General features: G+C 38.7%; 21 protein-coding genes. 9 read left to right on the plus strand and 12 right to left on the minus strand.

Translation table 11 applies throughout. The annotated features are described in order from the left end of the window. The first annotated feature begins 11 nt into the window (after window positions 1-11). Genes MKY88_RS18475 through MKY88_RS18485 form a run of 3 tightly spaced genes read left to right on the plus strand, consistent with a single transcriptional unit; the run spans window position 12 to window position 2,898 of the window. On the plus strand, window positions 12-1,082 hold the full coding sequence (locus MKY88_RS18475; protein WP_340814400.1) for an amidohydrolase family protein: 1,071 nt from the start codon (window positions 12-14) through the stop codon (window positions 1,080-1,082). Beyond that, the gene (locus MKY88_RS18480; RefSeq protein WP_340814402.1) at window positions 1,079-2,254 is read left to right on the plus strand and encodes an amidohydrolase; all 1,176 of its coding nucleotides are present in this window, start codon (window positions 1,079-1,081) and stop codon (window positions 2,252-2,254) included. Before MKY88_RS18475 ends, MKY88_RS18480 begins: the two co-directional genes overlap by 4 nt. Beyond that, window positions 2,227-2,898, plus strand: a complete 672-nt coding sequence (locus MKY88_RS18485) for an AroM family protein (protein WP_328203667.1) — start codon at window positions 2,227-2,229, stop codon at window positions 2,896-2,898. The genes MKY88_RS18480 and MKY88_RS18485 overlap by 28 nt, the downstream gene beginning before the upstream one ends. Before the next feature lie 65 nt (window positions 2,899-2,963). Here MKY88_RS18485 and MKY88_RS18490 read toward each other — a convergent pair whose 3' ends face one another. Next, window positions 2,964-3,281 (minus strand): hypothetical protein, encoded by a 318-nt coding sequence (locus tag MKY88_RS18490; RefSeq protein ID WP_025117462.1) that lies wholly within the window; start codon window positions 3,279-3,281, stop codon window positions 2,964-2,966. Window positions 3,282-3,415: 134 nt separating this feature from the next. On the opposite strand from MKY88_RS18490, the gene ytzI reads away from it, so the two are divergent. The 4 genes from ytzI (at window position 3,416) to MKY88_RS18510 (ending at window position 5,136) form a co-directional block, all read left to right on the plus strand. Next, on the plus strand, window positions 3,416-3,565 hold the full coding sequence (gene ytzI / locus MKY88_RS18495; RefSeq protein WP_225316113.1) for a YtzI protein: 150 nt from the start codon (window positions 3,416-3,418) through the stop codon (window positions 3,563-3,565). 51 nt (window positions 3,566-3,616) lie between these two features. Continuing rightward, the gene (locus MKY88_RS18500; RefSeq protein ID WP_175423068.1) at window positions 3,617-3,778 is read left to right on the plus strand and encodes a hypothetical protein; all 162 of its coding nucleotides are present in this window, start codon (window positions 3,617-3,619) and stop codon (window positions 3,776-3,778) included. Next, complete coding sequence (yidD, locus tag MKY88_RS18505; RefSeq protein ID WP_069482413.1) at window positions 3,775-4,008, plus strand: membrane protein insertion efficiency factor YidD; 234 nt, start codon at window positions 3,775-3,777, stop codon at window positions 4,006-4,008. Before MKY88_RS18500 ends, yidD begins: the two co-directional genes overlap by 4 nt. Before the next feature lie 108 nt (window positions 4,009-4,116). Then, window positions 4,117-5,136 (plus strand): metal ABC transporter solute-binding protein, Zn/Mn family, encoded by a 1,020-nt coding sequence (locus tag MKY88_RS18510; RefSeq protein WP_328203663.1) that lies wholly within the window; start codon window positions 4,117-4,119, stop codon window positions 5,134-5,136. Here MKY88_RS18510 and MKY88_RS18515 read toward each other — a convergent pair. The 6 genes from MKY88_RS18515 to MKY88_RS18540 all read right to left on the minus strand — a co-directional run bounded on the left by MKY88_RS18515 (window position 5,130) and on the right by MKY88_RS18540 (window position 12,906). Beyond that, the gene (locus MKY88_RS18515; RefSeq protein WP_340814405.1) at window positions 5,130-6,308 is read right to left on the minus strand and encodes a transglutaminase domain-containing protein; all 1,179 of its coding nucleotides are present in this window, start codon (window positions 6,306-6,308) and stop codon (window positions 5,130-5,132) included. The two genes, MKY88_RS18510 and MKY88_RS18515, sit on opposite strands and share 7 nt — an antisense overlap. A 157-nt stretch (window positions 6,309-6,465) precedes the next feature. Further along, window positions 6,466-7,890, minus strand: coding sequence for an o-succinylbenzoate--CoA ligase (locus tag MKY88_RS18520; RefSeq protein ID WP_193832918.1), 1,425 nt, complete (start codon window positions 7,888-7,890; stop codon window positions 6,466-6,468). 234 nt (window positions 7,891-8,124) lie between these two features. Then, window positions 8,125-8,943: a 1,4-dihydroxy-2-naphthoyl-CoA synthase gene (gene menB, locus MKY88_RS18525; RefSeq protein WP_008180343.1), complete on the minus strand. Its 819-nt coding sequence runs from the start codon at window positions 8,941-8,943 to the stop codon at window positions 8,125-8,127. A gap of 63 nt (window positions 8,944-9,006) precedes the next feature. Continuing rightward, window positions 9,007-9,816 carry a 2-succinyl-6-hydroxy-2,4-cyclohexadiene-1-carboxylate synthase gene (menH, locus tag MKY88_RS18530; RefSeq protein ID WP_193832919.1) on the minus strand — a complete coding sequence of 270 codons (810 nt, stop codon included), beginning with the start codon at window positions 9,814-9,816 and terminating at the stop codon, window positions 9,007-9,009. Next, window positions 9,813-11,528 carry a 2-succinyl-5-enolpyruvyl-6-hydroxy-3-cyclohexene-1-carboxylic-acid synthase gene (gene menD / locus MKY88_RS18535; RefSeq protein ID WP_340814408.1) on the minus strand — a complete coding sequence of 572 codons (1,716 nt, stop codon included), beginning with the start codon at window positions 11,526-11,528 and terminating at the stop codon, window positions 9,813-9,815. The genes menH and menD overlap by 4 nt, the downstream gene beginning before the upstream one ends. Next, window positions 11,521-12,906: an isochorismate synthase gene (locus MKY88_RS18540; protein WP_328203657.1), complete on the minus strand. Its 1,386-nt coding sequence runs from the start codon at window positions 12,904-12,906 to the stop codon at window positions 11,521-11,523. The genes menD and MKY88_RS18540 overlap by 8 nt, the downstream gene beginning before the upstream one ends. Before the next feature lie 248 nt (window positions 12,907-13,154). On the opposite strand from MKY88_RS18540, the gene MKY88_RS18545 reads away from it, so the two are divergent. Then, window positions 13,155-14,072 (plus strand): 1,4-dihydroxy-2-naphthoate polyprenyltransferase, encoded by a 918-nt coding sequence (locus tag MKY88_RS18545; protein WP_069482420.1) that lies wholly within the window; start codon window positions 13,155-13,157, stop codon window positions 14,070-14,072. A 14-nt stretch (window positions 14,073-14,086) separates the two neighbouring features. On the opposite strand, the gene MKY88_RS18550 is transcribed toward MKY88_RS18545, so the two are convergent. The 3 genes from MKY88_RS18550 to MKY88_RS18560 form a co-directional block, all read right to left on the minus strand. Then, on the minus strand, window positions 14,087-15,016 hold the full coding sequence (locus MKY88_RS18550) for a dipeptidase (protein ID WP_340814409.1): 930 nt from the start codon (window positions 15,014-15,016) through the stop codon (window positions 14,087-14,089). A gap of 45 nt (window positions 15,017-15,061) precedes the next feature. Next, window positions 15,062-15,514 (minus strand): TraR/DksA C4-type zinc finger protein, encoded by a 453-nt coding sequence (locus MKY88_RS18555; RefSeq protein ID WP_340814410.1) that lies wholly within the window; start codon window positions 15,512-15,514, stop codon window positions 15,062-15,064. A 73-nt stretch (window positions 15,515-15,587) separates the two neighbouring features. Further along, window positions 15,588-16,349: a MerR family transcriptional regulator gene (locus MKY88_RS18560; RefSeq protein ID WP_291756212.1), complete on the minus strand. Its 762-nt coding sequence runs from the start codon at window positions 16,347-16,349 to the stop codon at window positions 15,588-15,590. Between the two features lie 176 nt (window positions 16,350-16,525). On the opposite strand from MKY88_RS18560, the gene MKY88_RS18565 reads away from it, so the two are divergent. Beyond that, window positions 16,526-17,839, plus strand: a complete 1,314-nt coding sequence (locus MKY88_RS18565; RefSeq protein WP_328203654.1) for a trypsin-like peptidase domain-containing protein — start codon at window positions 16,526-16,528, stop codon at window positions 17,837-17,839. 68 nt (window positions 17,840-17,907) lie between these two features. Here the strand turns inward: MKY88_RS18565 and MKY88_RS18570 are convergent, their stop codons facing one another. Further along, window positions 17,908-19,113 (minus strand): diaminopropionate ammonia-lyase, encoded by a 1,206-nt coding sequence (locus tag MKY88_RS18570; RefSeq protein ID WP_328203653.1) that lies wholly within the window; start codon window positions 19,111-19,113, stop codon window positions 17,908-17,910. A 118-nt stretch (window positions 19,114-19,231) separates the two neighbouring features. Further along, window positions 19,232-20,227 (minus strand): ABC transporter substrate-binding protein, encoded by a 996-nt coding sequence (locus tag MKY88_RS18575; protein WP_340814411.1) that lies wholly within the window; start codon window positions 20,225-20,227, stop codon window positions 19,232-19,234. Window positions 20,228-20,241 lie beyond the last annotated feature (14 nt).

The raw sequence follows: 20,241 nt of genomic DNA on the forward strand, positions 1-20,241 counted from the left end.
GATCTGATCCGATGACTCGATATATAAATGGGCTTGTATTTAACTCTGACACTCGTAGCTTTGCCAAACAGTCATTCCAAGTACAAGGAGAGTATTTCGAACAAGCTACACATACTGATGAGAATGAAATAAATTTGGATGGCTATTATATTACTCCTGGCCTAATCGATAGTTGTTCACAAATTGGTTTAGCTGAAATTGGCATTCGTTGGGAAGGTGATGATAGTTATGAATTTGATTCGCATCTACAATATTCAGTTGTTGATGGCATTTACCCGTTTGATGTAGCCTTTCAAAAGTCTGTCTCACATGGGGTTACAGCATCTCATATTGTTCCTTCTCCAAAAAGCTTAATTGGTGCCAAAACGGCTATCATTCATCATACACATACAACTGTAGATGAAATGGTGATTGCAAAAGATGTCGCTTATTCCTTTTCTATAGGGCACCAGGCAAAAAGTACATTTTTTGCTGAAAAGAAAAAGCCACTGACTCGTATGGGCATCGCTAAAATCTTAAGGGACACACTTCAACAAATTCAACAACAGGATCCTTCCATCCATAAAATTGTTGTGCGGGCACATAAAGCTGTCGATATTGAACTAATTCATCGACTACAACAAGAATTTAATAATGCTTTTGACTTTCATATTATTCATGGCACGGAAATTCCTCTTCTTGAGGAGACAGCTTTCCATACGGTTATAGCTGGACCAACATTCCGTTATATTGAGCATAATGAGATGATGGAGCTGTCGCCAAAGCTGTATCGTCAGCTATTCACTCAAACAATTCCATTTGTTTTTTGTACAGATCATCCTGTTAGTAGCACATCTCATCTGACATTAGAAGGTTGTTTAGCCGTTAGAGAAGGTATGTCACGCTCCGATGTTCTCTATTCATTGACAACGGGTGCTGCTGATTTCCTTGGCATTGCCCATAAAACAGGTGCTATTCGTGATGGCCTTTATGCTGATTTTGTGATATGGGATAAGCACCCATTAAATTTAGACGCACAGGTTATCGCTACTTTTATTAAAGGGGAAAAAGTTTATGCAACGGAAGAAGGTATGTCAAAATGATAATTTATCATCATGCAACGTTTCTCACAGTCAATGAACAAAATGATACTTTTGACCAGCTATGGGTTGAAAATGGTCGCATTGTTTATGTAGGGTCAGCCAAAGAAATTCCCCCTCATGCGCACGTAATCGATCTACAGGGAGCTTATGTCACACCAGGATTAATTGATATCCATGCACATGTCGGAACATGGGCTGAAGTAACCGAAGATATTAATGATGCTAATGAATATAGTGAGCCATTTACGCCGCTTATGCATGCTTTGGACAGTGTTGATATTCGCCATTTCTCCTTTCAGCATGCACTTGAAGGTGGCGTGACAACAGTACAAACTGGTCCGGGTAGTGCCAATGTTATTGGTGGTATTTGGAGTATCCTAAAAACAGCAGGTCCTACCCTTGCTTCTCGTGTCCTAGTAGAACGAAGTGGATTAAAAGGAGCATTAGGGGAAAATCCAAAGAACGTCTTTGGTAATCAATATAAACGAAAGCCAATGACCCGTATGGCGATTGCTCAGCTGCTACGTGATGGCTTCCAACGGGCTAGCCTGCTGAATGAACAGGAGCAATCTGAAGAAGTATCCCAAAATACCGAATTACGACCATTTATTGAGGTACTTCGTGGTGAAATGCCCCTTCGTCTTCACTGCCATAGAGCAGATGATATTATGACCGCTATACGAATTGCCAAAGAATTTAATGTGAAGCTCCATTTAGAGCATTGTACAGAAGGGTATCTCATTGTTGATGCAGTAAAAAATAGTGGATTCCAGGCTACGCTTGGTCCTTATATGTTAACCCCATCTAAATATGAAACACGGCATTCTACACCAGCGATTGCTGCCATATTTAAAGAGCATAACATTCCTTTTGCTATCATGACGGATCATCCCTTTGTACCGATTCAGTACTTAAAGTATTGTGCCTCTGAAGCAATTCGTTATGGGTTAGATGAACAAACAGCCTTAAAAAGCATTACGATACATGCAGCAAAGCTTGTACAGCTTGATCATCGAATTGGTAGTCTTGAGAAAGGTAAAGATGCTGATTTTGTTGTTTGGTCTCACCCTATTTTTGAAACCGAAGCGAAAGTACTACAAACTTATGTAAACGGAGAAAAATATTATGAAGCGGAGGAAGTCCAATGGAAAACTCAAAAATTGCCATTGTAACTATTGGTCAAGCCCCTCGCAAAGATATGGCGGAGGATATTCAGCAATTAAGACAAGGAGGCCTTCATGTTCATGAATTTGGTGTCCTTGATTCTCTTTCACCATCTGAAATTGCTGCGCTATCTCCCTCACAGGAAGACAATGATGTTTTAGTGACTCTCCTGACAAATGGTCAGCAGGTAAGGTTAAGTAAAGCAAAGCTCATGCCCCATATTCAGCAATGCCTTCATGATCTCCATGACTTTACTTGGATTTTACTGATGTGTACAGGCGATTTTACCAATAAACTATCCTTTAAAAATCTTTTACTCCCCGATCGTATGATGACTAACTTAGTGAAGGGCCTTCATACGGAATTAGCCATTGGTTTAATAGGTCCTGAGCCTGAGCAACAAATAACTGTTGAAGAAAAATGGCAAAATGCTCATTTTGACGTGATCTTTTCTGCAAGTTCACCTTACCACTTTAATGCACTTGATTTATTAGCAAAGGCACAGCAATTAGAATACGATGGAGCTGATCTGCTCATTCTTGATTGTATGGGCTATTCGACACCTATGAAAAATATGATTAAACATCAACTGAATATACCTGTAATCGTCCCACGTGAAGCTGTTTTTACTATATTAAAGGCAATATGTTAATACCCTCTACTAAGGTGATTGATTTTCACTGAGAGTGGCGACACTCAAAGTGAAAATCAACCCCATTAGACACGCTTATTAAAATAAGGTAGCTGCTCCACAAAAGCCTTCGTTTCCTCATCTCCATACTCATGAACTAATGCATAAATTTTCATCAATCTTAAATCAATTTCATCATTTTCTCTATCTAAGTGATATTGGATATACGGTAACTGTGCACGCCATGCATTGGAGATTTCTAACAACTGCATTTGCTGAAAAATTCTCTCAAAAACATCTAATGCTTGTCGATCCACATTAAGTTCAAAATTCCAAGGTCCTGCATATGGATTAGTATAATAGGTTCTATTGGCAAGTGAAAAATATACACGCTGACGATCCATCTTTACGATTCACTCCTTTTCCCATAGTATGGAGAGAAAGGTGTTGTTTTATTCCCTGGAATGTCAAACTTCCTTCACAATTAAAATGTCATTTTAACTTATAATAAATATGATGAACAAAGAACGGAGTGAGTATGATGAGTTTAACTACGCTCTTAATCGTCGCAATCATCATCGTTATTATTATCACTATTGCGACAGTTATCAGTGTCAACCGTGCCTATGCTTTTAAACATACCGTTGATGAAAAACCTAAACAAAGCTATCATCAAGAGGAGAACTAGCAAGTCATTCATTATTTATACATTTTATTAATTGAATTTGGAGTGAAAGCAATGGGTGTGCCATTACCAATTATTATTATGATTGCTATGATGATGTTAATGTTCGGTCTTTCTGTCATTTTCATTATCAAGAAAAAAAACAATATCTTTACGCAAACAATTGACGCAAAGCCAGAACAATTTACATCGCAACAAGAGGAAGAACAACGATGAAATATCCCTTTATTTGGCTCATTAAGTTTTACAGAAAATACATCTCACCTATGACGCCACCTACTTGTCGTTTCCATCCCACATGTTCTTCTTATGGCCTCGAAGCTTTTCAAAAACATGGGGCGCTAAAAGGATTTATTCTAACTATTACGCGTATATCCAAATGCCATCCATTTCATTCTGGTGGCTTTGATCCAGTGCCAGAAAAATGGCCTTCGAAAAAGAATTAATTTTCGGAGGTCATTTTTTCTTGTACTTTTTGAAGTTGTGCGTTATTATAATAACTGTTCTAAAAAATAAATCGTAATGGTTACTATTTAAAGAAGGGATTATATTATATGAAAAAAGTTTATGTATTATTGCTAGTCACAGTTCTTGCCCTGTTTACCGCTGCCTGCGGAGACCAATCATCTACTACCCAAAAATCTTCTAATGAGAAAGATAAATTAACAATTTATACTACTGTATATCCTTTAAGCTATTTTGCACAGCGTATTGGTGGTGACTTTGTGGATGTTTCTTCTATTTATCCTGCTGGTGCTAATGAACATACATTTGAACCAACACAAAAGGATATGATGAAATTAGCAGATGCTAATATCTTTTTCTATATTGGCTTAGGACTTGAGGGCTTTGTTGAAAATGCTAAAAAGACCTTAGCCACTGAAGATGTCACAATGGTGGCAACTGCTGATGAGGTGTCTGATGAAAAATTAGCTATCAGCACAGGTCATGTTCATGCTGAAGATGATGACCATGAGCATGCTACAACAGAGGAAGATCATGCTCATGCAGAAGATGAACACGGTCATGACGACCATGAGCATGGAGATATCGACCCTCATGTTTGGCTGTCTCCAACAATTAGTCAAGATTTAGCACTTGCTATTAAAAACACGTTAGTGGAAAAAATGCCTGCTGAAGAATCTACTTTTAATCAAAATTACGAGACATTGGTAAAAGAATTACAAGATTTAGATGGTGAGTTTAAAGCAATGGCTGATCAAGCACAAAATAAAACATTTTTTGTATCTCATGCAGCATTCGGCTATATTGCAGGTCAATATGGTCTAACACAAGTACCTATTGCTGGCTTGAATTCTCAAAATGAACCATCACAAAAAGAACTAACAACGATTGTTGATAAAGCTAATGAACTGCATATTCACTATATTTTATTTGAACAAAATGTCTCTTCTAAATTAGCAGAGGTAATTCAAAAAGAAGTTGGTGCAGAATCCCTTGTATTGCATAATTTAAGTGTATTAACGGCAGACGATGAAAAAAATAAAGAAACTTACTTTACATTGATGAAGAAAAACATTCAAACATTAGATAAAGCTCTAAGCATTCAATAATTGATTGAAAGAAGGAGGTGCCCCGAAAATGGATGGGACACCTCCTTTATTATGACGTATTTTTCTTGCGGCATTCGTTTTTCTGTTCGCTCTATCGATATGAACCGCTTCGTTGTTTGGGAAACTTGAATATCCTTTGAATGAGGCACTAGGAAAGCCACCATACTTTCTACTAAAATCGTTGCCCATCCATTAAAGCCAAACGGAACTATAGTGTTTGACTCATTTTGGTTTTGTGAAACAAGTTTTGTAGGCTTTTCTATGAATGGTTGGTTGGCAAGCCTATTTCCGTCCAGTATAGATATACCCCTATCTGGATTGAAACCTTCATGCAAAGGCGTTGTTATACTTTGTCTTTTTGTTACTTCCTGCATATCAGAATATTTCTCACTTGTTGCAGCTGGAAAGCTTGCATAATCCCAGGTATGGTCCTGTGATAATTGGCGATCCGACACCAAGAAGTATTGATAACGTACTTCCCCCTTCTGGTCAGGTAATGGATCATCCCATGTCACATCGATATGATACCAATTATGATCAAGTTTCACTAATACCCACGCATGGAGCTGTTCGCCCACTTTTCCAGGTACATACTGCACCTCAAAGCCCAGCATTTCTAACATTCGATAAAGCACTAATGCATATGCCTGGCAGACTCCCTTATTTTCTGTCAGTAGTGTGTAAGGGGAATATTGACTTCCTTCTGTTTCCTTGGAATATTCCGCAGTTAGAACAATAAAATCATGTGCAGCCTGTAATTTTTGTATGTCGCTTAATCCTTGCATAGGTGCAATGATATCTGTCAATGTTTGCTCGACAATTGCTTCTTCTGTTTGTGAAAGATGATAGGTAAATGTAAAAGCAATAGCAATATTATTGCTATAACCATCATACTTCCATTTAAAGCTAGAAATATTAGTATAAATATAAGAGTTTTGAATCGCACCTTTCGTAATGTCTGTTAGTTCATCTTTAATATCAGATATGTCACCAGTATAGTGAATAGAGAATTCCGTTGATAGCTGCATAACTTCTTTATTAATGAGAGATTGTAGTGTTTTAATTGAATGAGCAGTTGCTACATCATCTTTTTCATAGTTTGCAAAAACTTGCACATGACTCATTTGTAGAACAAATAATATAATGACAGCATTATATATATATTTCCTCATATGAGTCATTCTCCTTTACTAAATAGTTTATGCCTCTCCTTTTTTATTATGTTAATGAATGATTAATTTCATGCTAAAAGTTCAAATATTTACAAAATAAAAAGAAGCCTAGCGTACAAAAGGCTTCTTTTTTACAAGTATTTTATTTACAAGTATTTTATTGTAGTAATTTTCGTCTAAGCAGCTTATCTGCTCCGTTTCGTGGGAGACTGTTTGTAATAATAATTTCCTTTGGCAACTTATATTTAGCCAGCTTCTGTTGACAGAAAGCTTGTAATTGTTCGACTGATACTTGTTCATTCAACACAACAAAGGCAAGCGGTACTTGTCCCCATTGCTTATCATCGACACCACATACCCCTGCTTCCTTTACAGCTGGATGCATGAGCAGCACATTCTCTATTTCAGCAGGATATATATTTTCTCCACCAGAAATTATCAAATCTGCTCTGCGATCTATGACAAATAAATACCCATCTTCATCTAGATAACCAATATCTCCTGTATGCAACCAGCCATCGCGCGTGGCGCTTTTTTGTGCAAAACGGCCGATATAGCCAGGTGTAACATGTGGCCCTTTAATGCAAATTTCTCCTTCGCCTTGCACGTTTGGTTCTACAATTTTGATTTGATTAAAAAATAAAGGCTTTCCAGCGGAGCCAATTTTCCGTATCGCATCCTCACTTGCTAATGTAGCTGTTTGTGAGGAGGTTTCTGTCATTCCATACGTTTGAGCTACAGCTAAGTTTAACGCATGTGCTCTCGCTAAGTAATCAGCTGGCACTGGCCCTCCACCAGCAAGCATTAATTTAAAACGGGAGGAAGCTTTACCTTTGTGTTGCTCCAACGTATGTAAGATTCTTTCCAACGTCACAGCTACAACTGACATATGCGTTACTTCACCATTCATAATATGATGCGTAATAGCTTCTACATCAAAATGATCATATAAATAGACTTGATTGCCATATAGCAGTGAACGCACTAATATCGAAAATCCACTAATATGGAATAACGGAACAGCACATAGCCAAACATCATCAGCGTGTAGGCCAATATTTAAAACCGAGGCCGTTGCACTTGCCTGATGGTTACCTACCGTTTGACGTACCCCCTTTGGAAAGCCTGTTGTCCCAGAGGTATACATTATCGTCGTTGTTTGGTCCAAAGGCCATTCCTTTCCTATATCGAATGCACCTTCTTCCCCCTCTTCAATCATTGAAAATAAATAATGAGCGGTATTTGCAGGCAACTTATTTACATCCTCATCCGCAATCAATACGGCAACTGCCTCAGAATCCGCCAACTGGTAACCAAGTTCATCCTGTGACAACCTACGATTTAGCATAACCATCTCACATTGCAGATGCATGCAAGCATACATGGTGATTACAAGCTCTGGTTTACTTGGCCCCATGATGGCAATCCGATCTCCCTGCTGTATACCCAGTCCCACTATTTGGCGGGCACGTTTAATAGATAAATCATTCAACTCTAAAAAAGTCCAACTTTGTTCTTTATAAGTTAATGCCTTACGTAACGGTGTTAAATAGGCACGCTGTATAATCCAATTCGGATACATATTTGTCACTCCAATCATCCTACATCTTAACGCTTTACCCTAGCCCTTGTCTATTCATGATACATTTGCTTTTAAACGTTATAATTTTGCTTTTATCGATTACTTTTTTGTTTTATCCGTCACTTCACTTTTATCCATCACTTTCCCCGCTCTAGCCACCACTACCAATTTTCCAGGCATACAAAAAAGCTCGTATCTCTAAAAGATACGAGCTTTACAAGCACTCTAGCTAAATCAAGGGAATCTTGGGAATTGGCCAAAGTCTGGTTGACGTTTTTCTTTGAAAGCGTCACGACCTTCTTTTGCTTCATCTGTTGTGTAATAAAGAAGTGTAGCGTCACCAGCCATTTGTTGCAGACCTGCTAAGCCGTCAGTATCTGCATTCATCGCTGCTTTTAAGAAGCGCAATGCAGTTGGAGACATTTGTAGCATTTCTTCACACCATTGAACAGTTTCATCTTCTAATTGGTCATAAGGAACCACTGTATTAACTAAGCCCATATCAAGCGCTTGTTGTGCATCGTATTGACGGCAAAGGTACCAAATTTCACGAGCCTTTTTATGTCCAATAATACGAGCAAGATAGCCTGAGCCGTAACCAGCATCAAATGAACCTACTTTTGGACCTGTTTGTCCAAAGCGAGCGTTGTCAGCAGCAATTGTTAAATCACAAACAACATGTAATACGTGTCCTCCACCAATTGCATAGCCTGCAACCATTGCCACTACAGGTTTTGGAATTACACGGATTAAACGTTGTAAATCAAGAACGTTTAGACGTGGGATTTCATCGTCTCCTACGTAGCCACCATGACCGCGAACTTTTTGATCTCCGCCTGAGCAGAAGGCATGTTCACCTTCACCTGTTAAAATAATTACACCGATATTTTTATCATCGCGTGCACGTGAAAATGCATCAATCATTTCCATAACCGTTTTTGGGCGGAATGCATTACGCACTTCTGGACGATTAATCGTAATTTTTGCGATTCCGTTATAGAACTCATACTTAATATCTTCATAAGTATGTAATGAAGTCCATTGACGTGTCATTGAATTGCCTCCTATATTCTAAATTCGTCTCGTTATTATCGAGGCGCTAACGTAACAATAATATTACGTTATATACTCCTCTACTATTGTAGCAAACTCAGCGGGATTTTCCACATGAATTGCATGTCCAGCATCAATTACTGTCATATGCCTAACAGTTTTTAATAGCGCTTTCATTTCTAGTGCAATTTTACAAAATTTCTCATCCAATGAACCCGTAATCAGTAGCACAGGTATTTCTAGTTTGTCCAAGAGGTGCCAATTTGAAGGTTGGGTTCCTGTTCCAACACCTCTTAAGCTTCCTGCCAATCCTTCTTCCTTCTGAGAAAGTCTTTCTGCACGAATGGCCTTTCGCACAGTGTCAGAAAGATGACGCTGTGATGCAAAAAGCGGTATATTCTCCCATGCATTCACAAAAGAGACTAACCCATTAGTGATGATTTTTTGTGCTAATATGTCATCTCGCTCACTACGTTCACGTCGTTCCTCTACTGTTCGTAAACCGGGAGATGCACTTTCTAGAATAAGCTTTTGAATACGATTAGGAAACGCAATGGCATAAGATAATGCAATCCTTCCCCCCATTGAATAGCCCAACAATGTAAATTTCTCAATATGAAGCTGACAAAACAGTTCCTCTAAGTCCTGTAACTGTTCCTCCATTGAAAAACGCTTAATTTGTTCTGGAGTAGCTGTATGCCCATGCCCAATTAAATCAATCGCAATTATACGGACATCCGGCAGAGCTTGTGCTAGATTGTTCCAGGTAACCGTGCTTCCCGTAAATCCATGTAAAGCTACTAATGTATGGCTACCGTTTTCATTCCATATGTCCACATGGGTTTTAAGTCCACGGATCAATAAGCTCGTCATGCTTTTAACTCCGCATTAATCCGGTTCCATAACGCTCGATGAGCCTGAACGTTTTCCGCTCTATTTGTAAATATTTCAATTAAGCGTAAAGGCCGTGTTTTGTCTGATGAAAACTTCTCTGATAATTCAGAGATAGTATCTACTCGTACATACTCCATATTATACATATGGGCAATATCATGGAATTCAAGTGCAGTCGGTGTGCCAAAAAGATCCTCGTAATGGGCTTCTACTGTCGATTGAGGTAAATAAGAAAAAATACCTCCACCATCATTATTCATCACAAGAATGGTTAAGTTACATTCTTGGTATCTAGAAGCAATCAGCCCATTCACATCATGTAGAAAGGCTAGATCACCAATCAATAAATAGGTTTCTCGGTCATTTCCTTCACTGAAGCCCAATGCTGTTGATACTACGCCATCAATCCCATTCGTCCCACGGTTCGCAAAGAAACGGATATCCTTCGGTGTTGCTAATAAAAATGTATCAATATCACGCACTGGCATACTACTGCTAACGAATATATCGCTACCATCAGGAATCATTTTCAATAAACGACTGACCATCGCTCCTTCATCTTTTTCTACCTCTGAATATTGTTCAATATAAGTAGCAGCCAACTGATTGGCTTTTTGCCATTCGGTTAAGTATGCTTCCTCAAATGCCGTGTTAGTAATGGCTAATTGTGTTAACCATTGGTCGATATTTGCATGAACAAAATGTGTAGATACGCCAGTAGCATCTCTAAACATTGGATCTTCATCAATAATGACATAAGCATTTGGCTCTGTTTTAGTAATAAATTGCATTATAAATTTAGAAACAGGCTGTGCCCCTATACGTAAAACTGTATCCGGCTGAACAAGTGCCTTAAAATCCTCACTCTTCATAATGGCATCATAGGTTGTCACGAGATATGGTAAGCAATCCTCTGGTACAGCTGCACGCATATTTGACAAGCTTTCCACTATGACAGGCCATTTCAACTGACGTACAAATTCCCAGACAAACGCTAGATTCGTGCCAAGTGCTAATTCTCCAACAATAATAAAGCCTCTTTTAGTCGACTTTAAAATAGCGGAAAGTTCCTGCATAGCAGCGCTTGTTGGGATTAATTGTCCCATGCTGCTATGTTTAAATGTCATGGTTGGCAATTCATCCTGTAAATCAATTAATAAAGGCTCTCGGAAAGGAACATTCATATGCACTGGTCCAAAAGGTGCACTTGTAGCAATTGCTATTGCTCGTGCAATATGACGTTCGATAAAAGGCAATGTAGGAGCAGCACCATCTGCTAATGGAAAATCTACACTCCATTTCACATGTGAACCATATAAATGAGGCTGATTAATTGCCTGCGGTGCACCTACCTCACGTAGTTCATGTGGTCGATCAGCCGTGATGACAATCAGCGGCACACGAGCATAGCTTGCCTCAACAATTGCAGGGAAGTAGTTTGCTGCTGCTGTACCGGATGTACATAAGAGAACAACAGGCTTAGCAGTAGCTTTCGCAAGCCCTAAAGCAAAGAAAGCAGCTGAGCGTTCATCTACTTGACGATACATTTTTAATTGTTTTGTAGAAGCGACCGCGTAGGCAAGAGGTGTTGAACGTGACCCTGGACTAACGACAACAGTTTCTACCCCAGCTTGTACTAACGACGCGACCATTTTATAAACATAATCTGTTAAAATTTTCCGTTCACTCATGTAATTGTCCCCCTAGCGCACGAAGCATTGGACGGAATTTCACTAATGTTTCATCATATTCAGATTGTGGTTCTGAATCTGCTACAATACCGCCACCGGCATATAAATAAGCTTTATCATGAAGCAATGCTGCTGACCGTATCGCAACTGCAAATTCACCATTTCCCTCTGCATCTAACCACCCAATTGGCGCAGCATACAAGCCTCGATTCATCGGTTCATACTTACGAATAGCCGCCAATGCTTCCATACGTGGTACGCCTCCTAATGCTGGAGTAGGATGTAAAGTTTTTGTGAGTTGTAGTATCGTAGCATCCTTATTTAGCTGTCCCTCGACAGGTGTGTATAAATGTTGAATATCTCGTATTTTTAATAGACGTGGACTTTCAGGGAGGGTTATATCCACACAATTTTTACGGAATGTGTCTGCAATCATATCGACAACATATTGGTGTTCCCCTCCGTTTTTGGGATCATGTAACAAGCTTTGTCCATAAGCCTCGTCTTCTACTGCTGTTTTTCCTCGCTTAATTGAACCAGCAACACATGAAGAAAATGCTCGACCATCCTCCACTTTTACAAGACGCTCAGGTGATGCTCCGAAGAATAATAGATTTTCATGCTCTAAGCCGAACAAATAACTTTCTGGTTGTTCATGGATAATTTGCGACAGCACTTGTGGAGCAGTTACTTGCTCTTTAAATTGCAGTGCAAGTGATCGTGCAATAACAACCTTATCCGCTTTCTTTTGCTTAATTAAAGCTGTCACTTGGTCAATAGAAGCTAAATAAGGGTCTTTATAAGGCTCAAAGTAGCTTGATATTTCAGGCTTTGAATACGTTTTCACTTCCTTAACCTGTGCTGCATGAACTAAATGATCTCGCTCTTTTCTCAATGCCTCAAACTTAGCCTCACCATCCTGATCCGGTGTCAGAAGATGAATGCTAACATATGCCTTATCATCGCGTATGACAAGCTGAAATGTCGCTAATGCAAAATAAGACTCTGGAAAACCCGTCCATTCCCCAGCAACATTATTTTGTGGATCAAATGTAAAGCCCCCGAACAAAATAGGTTGGAGCTCGCTTTGTCCTTTCGGACAGTTTTTCGTTAAACTTTTCCATTCAGCTTCTACAGCATCAAAACGTTCATTTTTTTTATTATTTTGAATGGTATGGGCATGTCCTAGCCCAACTAATGTCATTGTTTTTTCTCTATTTTGCCAATAAAATCGTTCACCTTTATAGCACTCTTCACCTGCTGCATAAAACGCTAATGCAGATAGGTGACTCACTTCCATTGTTTCCATATAAAAATGAAGGCTTTGGCCCAAATAGTCCACTTCTACTTCTGTGGCTTGGTACCACTTCTGTTGCATGAAAATTACCTCCGTTGTTGCAGTGTACATAATAAATGATGGCGAAATTACATCATTTTGGGGGCTGGCAACCGTGTCATTCGTACTGTTGCTATTCACCCTATTTTTATTTTCAGTTCATAAATGCATGTTCTATTGTATCACTTTTTTTCATTTTACAGTATGTAATAAGCTGTGAACCTACCCATTTTCTCAATCTTCGTTTAAAATAAGAAGAGTCGACAACATTTGAAGGAGAGAAAGACCTTATGACCAAAGTCATTGAAGCTGATAGGGGTTTTAAAGTTTGGTGGCATTTAACACGTCCACATACTTTAACCGCTTCATTTGTTCCAGTATTCCTAGGAACAGCAATTGCACTAGCAATTGAAAAAGAAACAATTGATTTTGGACTATTTTTTGCTATGCTCATTGCAAGTATGCTTATTCAAGCAGCAACGAATATGTTCAATGAATATTACGATTACAAATTAGGATTAGATAACGAGCATTCTGTCGGAATTGGGGGAACGATTGTCCGTCATGGTGTACAACCAAAAACGATTATGATGATTGCGCTAAGCTTTTATGCTATTGCCATGCTACTTGGCATCTACATATGTGCCTCAACATCTTGGTGGTTAGCTGCTGTCGGACTAGTTTGTATGCTTATTGGTTTTTTATATACAGGTGGGCCATATCCAATCGCCTATTCACCTTTTGGAGAAATTATTTCTGGGGCAGTAATGGGAATGGGAATCGTTTTGATTGCTTTCTATATTCAAACGCTTACAGTAACACTTGATGCCATTTTACTTTCCGTTCCAAGTATGATTTTAGTTGGTGCTATTATGCTATCCAATAATATTCGTGATATTGTTGGCGATACAGAAGGTGGACGCAAAACATTAGCCATTTTGGTAGGACGTGATAATGCAATCTCCGTGCTATCAGGATTTTTTATCGTATCATACTTATGGGTGATCGCCCTTGTTGCAATTGATGGCATTACTTTTTGGGCTTTGATTATTTTCTTAAGTATTCCTAAACCATTACGTGCCATTCAAATATTCAGAGATAAAAAAGAAGCCAAAGAAGTGATGCCTGCGATGAAATATACTGCGCAAACGAATACAATCTTCGGCTTCCTATTAGGAATTGGTTTATTAATTGATTATTTCTTTTAAAAAGTGCGGCAGCCTTAACGGGTTGCTGCTTTTTTTACATACCGTTTGAAATTTTGACTAGCGATGCCATGTACTTCTTCTTCTGAAAAGCGAGTTCGTAATGCCTCTAATAAATTTTGAGTCTCTCCCGCATGCGCTAATCCTTTTACGGTCACACCTATGCCATCAAAATCTGACCCTAACCCTATATGCTCGACACCTACTAAATTGGCTAAATGGTCCACATGATTTACCAATTGTTCTAGCGTTGCATCTTGACCACCAATAAAGAGTGGATAATAAACAACATGGATATGCCCTCCATGTTTTACAAGAGCCTTCGCTTGTGCATCTGTTAAATTACGAGGGTGATCACATAATGCTCGTGCATTACTATGACTAGCAATAATATGTTTCGCTAACGGTAACACATCCCAAAAACTTTGTTCATTTAGATGGGAGACATCAATAATAATGTCACGGTCATTTAATACTTGAATGACTTCTTTACCAAATGGCTTCAATCCAAGACTTGCATCTTGATCCGCTCCATGTGCAGCAGTATTTTCTTCATTCCATGTTAAACCGACTAATTTGACACCTGCATCAAGTACAGCAATTAGCTTTGTTAAATCTTCGCCAATTGCACTACAACCTTCTAAGCTTAAGATAGCTCCTATTTCATGGGGAGCCAATTGCTCTAACTGGGCCCAATCTGTAATATGCACCATGCCCTCTGTTTGTAAAACATGGGTATGAAATGCTTCCATTTGGCGTATGACTTCAAGAAATTGCTGGTTTTGCGGGATTTCTGGGTCAATAAAGATGGCGAATACTTGAGCTTTTATTTGCCCTAACTGCAGTCTTTTTTGATTGACGTGTATACGCACATCCTCTGCAAAACTAGCCGCTTCAAGCGTTGTTAATTTCAAAAGTGCATCACAATGTAAATCAATAATGTTCATCTTCTCACCTCTACAGCTATTATACTGCTTTGGTCAGGAAAATACTTACTGATTTTTGTCCTGTGGTGTATCAGAAGAGCCAAATTCTTCAAGCTCTATAAAATCATCCGATCTTGGTGTTGAAGAAAGCACTTCCTCTTCCACTGGTCGTAAATGATCCTCTTTCTTTTCTGCATGCTCGACACATGTCAGAGCTTGAGGCATAGCCTCTAAACGTCCAATTGGAATCTCTTTACCACAGACAGCACATTTGCCATATGTTCCGTCTGCCATTGCTTGAAGAGCTTCTTTTATTTCCTCTGCATTGTCGCCACGATGCTCATCAATAGCCATTTCTGTAAGCTGATCCGTTAAATCACTAGCATTATCAGCTGGATGATTATCATAATTAGATAGCTCTGTCGCTTGGGGACGCTCTGATTCATCTATTCGCTTTTCGATTTCTTGTAATTCTTGCTCCAATTGTCTTTTTAATTTTTGCATAACTTGTTGATCCAAAAAAATCTCCTCCTTATGCTTTTATTTTTTCCTAATTTATTATTTCTAAAACATCAGCATAAGGAAGGTTTATTTATTTATTCGTATAAGCTACGATTGCATCGTGTAAAAACTGTGCAGCTCCCACTACACTACGCTCGTCGTAATAAGCGGTGAAACGTTCATCTGCTATATACATTTGAGCGAGTCCTACATGTGCCTCTTTAGAATATTCTTTCCATGTAAAGCACAGCCATCGTTTATGGAGCTCCGCGACTTCCATTGCAATATCATTTGTTGCGTCCCCCTCCTCGATTGCTTCTGTTAAACGTTCAAACATTTGCTGCTCCAATTGCTGCATCGCCTGAAATTGTTCCTCTGTCATATTCATGAGCTTAGCATTGGAAGCATCTACCGTTTTATCTCCATATTTGGCGCGAATCTCTTGACCATATTTATGTTCATTATCCTCGATTAACTTTTCTTTAAGTCCATTAAATTTTTCTTCATTTGACATAGGTCTTTCCCCCTCAATTGATAGTATCGTTTTTTCTACCGTCTGTAAGATCGTCTCAAGCTGTTCTTTTCGTTTAAGCAGAGCAGCTTTATGTGACTTTAGCGCCTCGGAATGTTGAAAATGAGGAGCTTGAATAATATCCTGAATAGTTGCTAGCTTCATATCCAATGCTCGGTAAAATAAAATCTGCTGCAGCAAATCGACTTCCGATTGACCGTAAAATCGATAGCCCGCCTCATTGGTTCTAGCTGGTTTCAGTAGCCCAATTTCATCATAATAACGCAGAGTTCTCGTACTTACACCAGACAATTGGGCAAGCTCTTGAATTGTATATTCCATGTTTTCACCTCCATTACTGCTACTGTAAACTTTGACGCAACGTTAAGGTCAATAGGAAAAATAAATTTTTTCTCTTCCTATAATCATCCTCTCCGTTCATATAATTCCATAACTACCTATAAAACTATATTTTCCAACCGATATAAATAGTAAATATTTCACAGGAGGGTAATAGGATGAAATGTCCAAATTGTCAACATGAGAATCTAAATGACAGTAAATTTTGCTCGGGTTGTGGTACAAAATTGACAAATACACCCTCAAAACAGGGTATCTCAACATGGGCCATTATCGTATTGTCCGTCTGTTTCATTGCACTTGGTGGGCTGGGCTATGCCTATTGGGATTTCTTCTCCAATAAAAAAAGTAGTTCAGCCACCTATTCGGAAATAAATGACAATCAGAATTTAGAGACAAAGCAAGTTTCCTCTGAGGAACTGACGAAAAAGCAAGAAGCTCATGCACAGCAGGTTGATCGTGTCACTCTTATAAAGGAGATTCAGCAAAAGGTATTCACTATTCTAACAAACAATGCGCAAGGTTCCGGCTTCCTCTATAAAAAAGGGGGGTATGTTATTACTAATGCGCATGTTGTCCAAGGTGAAGTCGAAGTAATGGTTCGAAATTCTATGGGCCAAGAATCACCTGGTACAGTAGTCGGTATATCTGATCGTTACGATATAGCTTTAATACATGTTCCTAGCTATCAAGACACAGCACCATTAGGTATTGAAAGATCAGAATCACCTATTGGCTTAGAAGTCATTGCCTTTGGAAGTCCACAAGGCTTTGAAAATTCAGCCTCCATCGGCTATATAACAGGCAATAAACGGGATATGAAGCTTGAAAATTTTATATACAAACAAATATATCAGGTCGATGCACAAATTGATAAAGGTAGTAGTGGCGGTCCTTTGGTGGATGTTAATACAGGAAATGTAATTGGGATTAACTCACTACTTTACACAACCGAAACAAACACACACTTCGCCTTCTCTATCCCTCTATACAGTATGGTAGACCAATTTGATGGGTGGATTGCTCAGCCCCTTTCTGCAAATGAGGTTCGTTCTGTTGCTAATCTATACGAAAGTAGTCAACAACCCGCTAGTAAAACAGAGACTACTACTGAAGCAGACAATTTGTTAGCAGGTCAATTCGTGCAAGCATTCCGCTTATACTATGAAATGGCCCTAAATGAGGGTGATTTTTATTGGATTGTCGATATGCTTGCGCCTAGTAGTTCTGCTTATAAAGAACTGGAAAAATATATTAATGAAATTGCGTATCAGGGCAATTACTTCTATTTTACAAACAATGAAGTGCTTGATGTACAATATTCGAATGGCAAATACTATGTTGATATGAATGAAACCTTTGATTTCTATGATGCCCAAGGTAATTATCAATTTTACGATCGGTATAAGACGTATACTGTGATTACAGATGAATACGGTGCTTATAAAATCGCCACTATTAAAATTCACTAATATCGTCTTTTCTTGTACGATGAAAGCCATCGGGAGTAACTTCTCGATGGCTTTCGTCTAAATTGTTATTAATATTTTCCATGCCACACTATTTGTCGATAATTTTCTTTATCCGTGTCACCCTCTGTATTAATTAATAATACTCTCGCATCGCTATTTAACTGTAACATCTCTTTTAATTGTCTATAACGATCATTTGTCATGATTTCATAAAGACAACCAAATGGAGCTGCTCCCGATTCTCCTGCTACAATGCGTGTGTCTGTGTTCAATGGATTACCAAGGATACGCATTCCTGCTGCTGCAACTTCTTCCCCACAGCTAATGCTTACTTTCGTATAGGCTTTTAACAGTTGCCATGCCTGAGGATTCGGTTCGCCACACGCAAGCCCTGCCATTATCGTTTGCATGTCGCCGCCAACAGTTACAAATTCATTGGTCCCCGCTTTAAAGCTTTTATAATAACAATTAGCTACATGCGGCTCCACTAAAACAATCGTCATTTCCTGCTTATAGTATTGTCTTAAAAAGGCAACTACTGCTGCTGCAAAAGACCCTACTCCAGCCTGTAAAAACACATGAGTCGGTGCTTGTTCTATCTCTTCAACAACCTCTTGTATTAGAGTTGTATAGCCCTGCATAATCCATAATGGGATTTCCTCATAGCCATCCCACATTGTATCCTGAATTAAAACCCAACCATGCTCTTCAGCTAGCTGCGAAGTATAACGAACAGTATCATCATAATTCATTGCGGTGATTTCACCATAGGCTCCCTCATTGATAATGTTTTGTAATCGTTCCTTGGCGCTACCAGCAGGCATATAGATTCGTGCTTGAAAACCTAGCTCTCGAGCTGCCCAAGCTACCCCTCGACCATGGTTCCCATCAGTTGTTGAAATAAACGTTAACTCACCCAACTGATCTTTTATTTCTGAAGACTTTAATTGTTCAAAGGAAAGATCTTCAATATCTTTATTGAGCATATTGGCAACATATTGTGCGATAGCATAAACGCCTCCTAGTACTTTAAAGGCATTCAAACCAAATCGAAACGATTCATCTTTTATCCAAATTTTTTCTACATCCATATAGGATGCCAATGATGCTAAATGATGGAGTGGTGTCTTTTCAAACTTCTCATATGTACGTAGGAATTGACTAACTTTCTTTACTTGTTCTAGTGTAAAATTCGAAAGTAAGGCTGTTATTTGTTCATCATTATCTTGCCCTACATCATGTTGATTAGGAACCCATTTTAATTTTTCACTCATATCTATCCCCCCTCTACCACATCTTAGTCTATCTCGCTAAAAAATACAAAACGCTCTTCCGGAAATAAAAAAACTATACACTCATCTTATTTCGATGAATGTATAGCTTATCCATTAATTATTTCGCAAAGATTTCTTCTACTTGATCTAGCATAATATCAGCAGCTAGAATTCCTCCAGCTGTATTCCAAATGACATCATCTACTTTATGTGCGTTGCCTTTTTGGACAGCAGAAAGGTTTTTCCAAAGAGGATCTTGTGTCCACTCTTGTTCAGTTGCTAATGCTGAATCATCACCTGTTGGCATGTATGTGAAGTAGAAAATAACATCCCCATCCATTTGAGGAATTACTTCTTTCCCTACCTCTACAGCTAAGTTTCCTAGCTTTGCATTATCTTTAAATAAATCTGCTTGCGCTGGAACACGTTTAAATCCTAACGCATCAAAAATAATACCTGAGAATGAATCTGTGTAATAGATACGAGATTTATCTGCCATAAAGCGGACAAATGAAACTTCTTGGTTTGTTTGATCACCAAGTTTTTCTTTTAACGCTTGTAGCCTATCATCATAAGCTGTTAACACTTCTTTACCTTTTGATTCTTGATTTACTGCTTTTGCGTATAACTGAAAGTTCTCTTTCCAATCACCACGTAGTGTTTCAGAGAATACGGTTGGCGCAATTTTGCTAAGTTTCGCATAATCCTTTTCTTGTCGTAATTTATTACCAATGATTAAATCTGGTTTTAATGAAGCAATTTTTTCTAAATTAATTTCATGCTCAATGCCGACTACTTCGACACCTTCCATCTGGTCCTTAATATGGTCATACCATGGATTACCCGTCCATGATTGTACCGCACCAACTGGCTTAATACCTAACGCTAAAAGCGCCTCTGTTCCTTCATTTGTTAAAACCACAATGCGTTTGGGTGTGTCTTTTACTTCAGTTGTCCCCATTGCCTGTTGTACACTGTAAGCGTTGCTTTCTTTTGAACTTTCTTCTTTCTTATCATCGTTAGAATTACCGCAAGCTGCCAGAACAAAAATAGCAACAATAGCTAGCAAAACTAAGAGTTTTTGAAATCCTTTTTGCACCTTTTCTTCCCCCATTGTATATGATAAAA

Source organism: Lysinibacillus sp. FSL R7-0073 (genome assembly GCF_038009065.1).
Taxonomy (GTDB): Bacteria; Bacillota; Bacilli; order Bacillales_A; family Planococcaceae; genus Lysinibacillus; species Lysinibacillus fusiformis.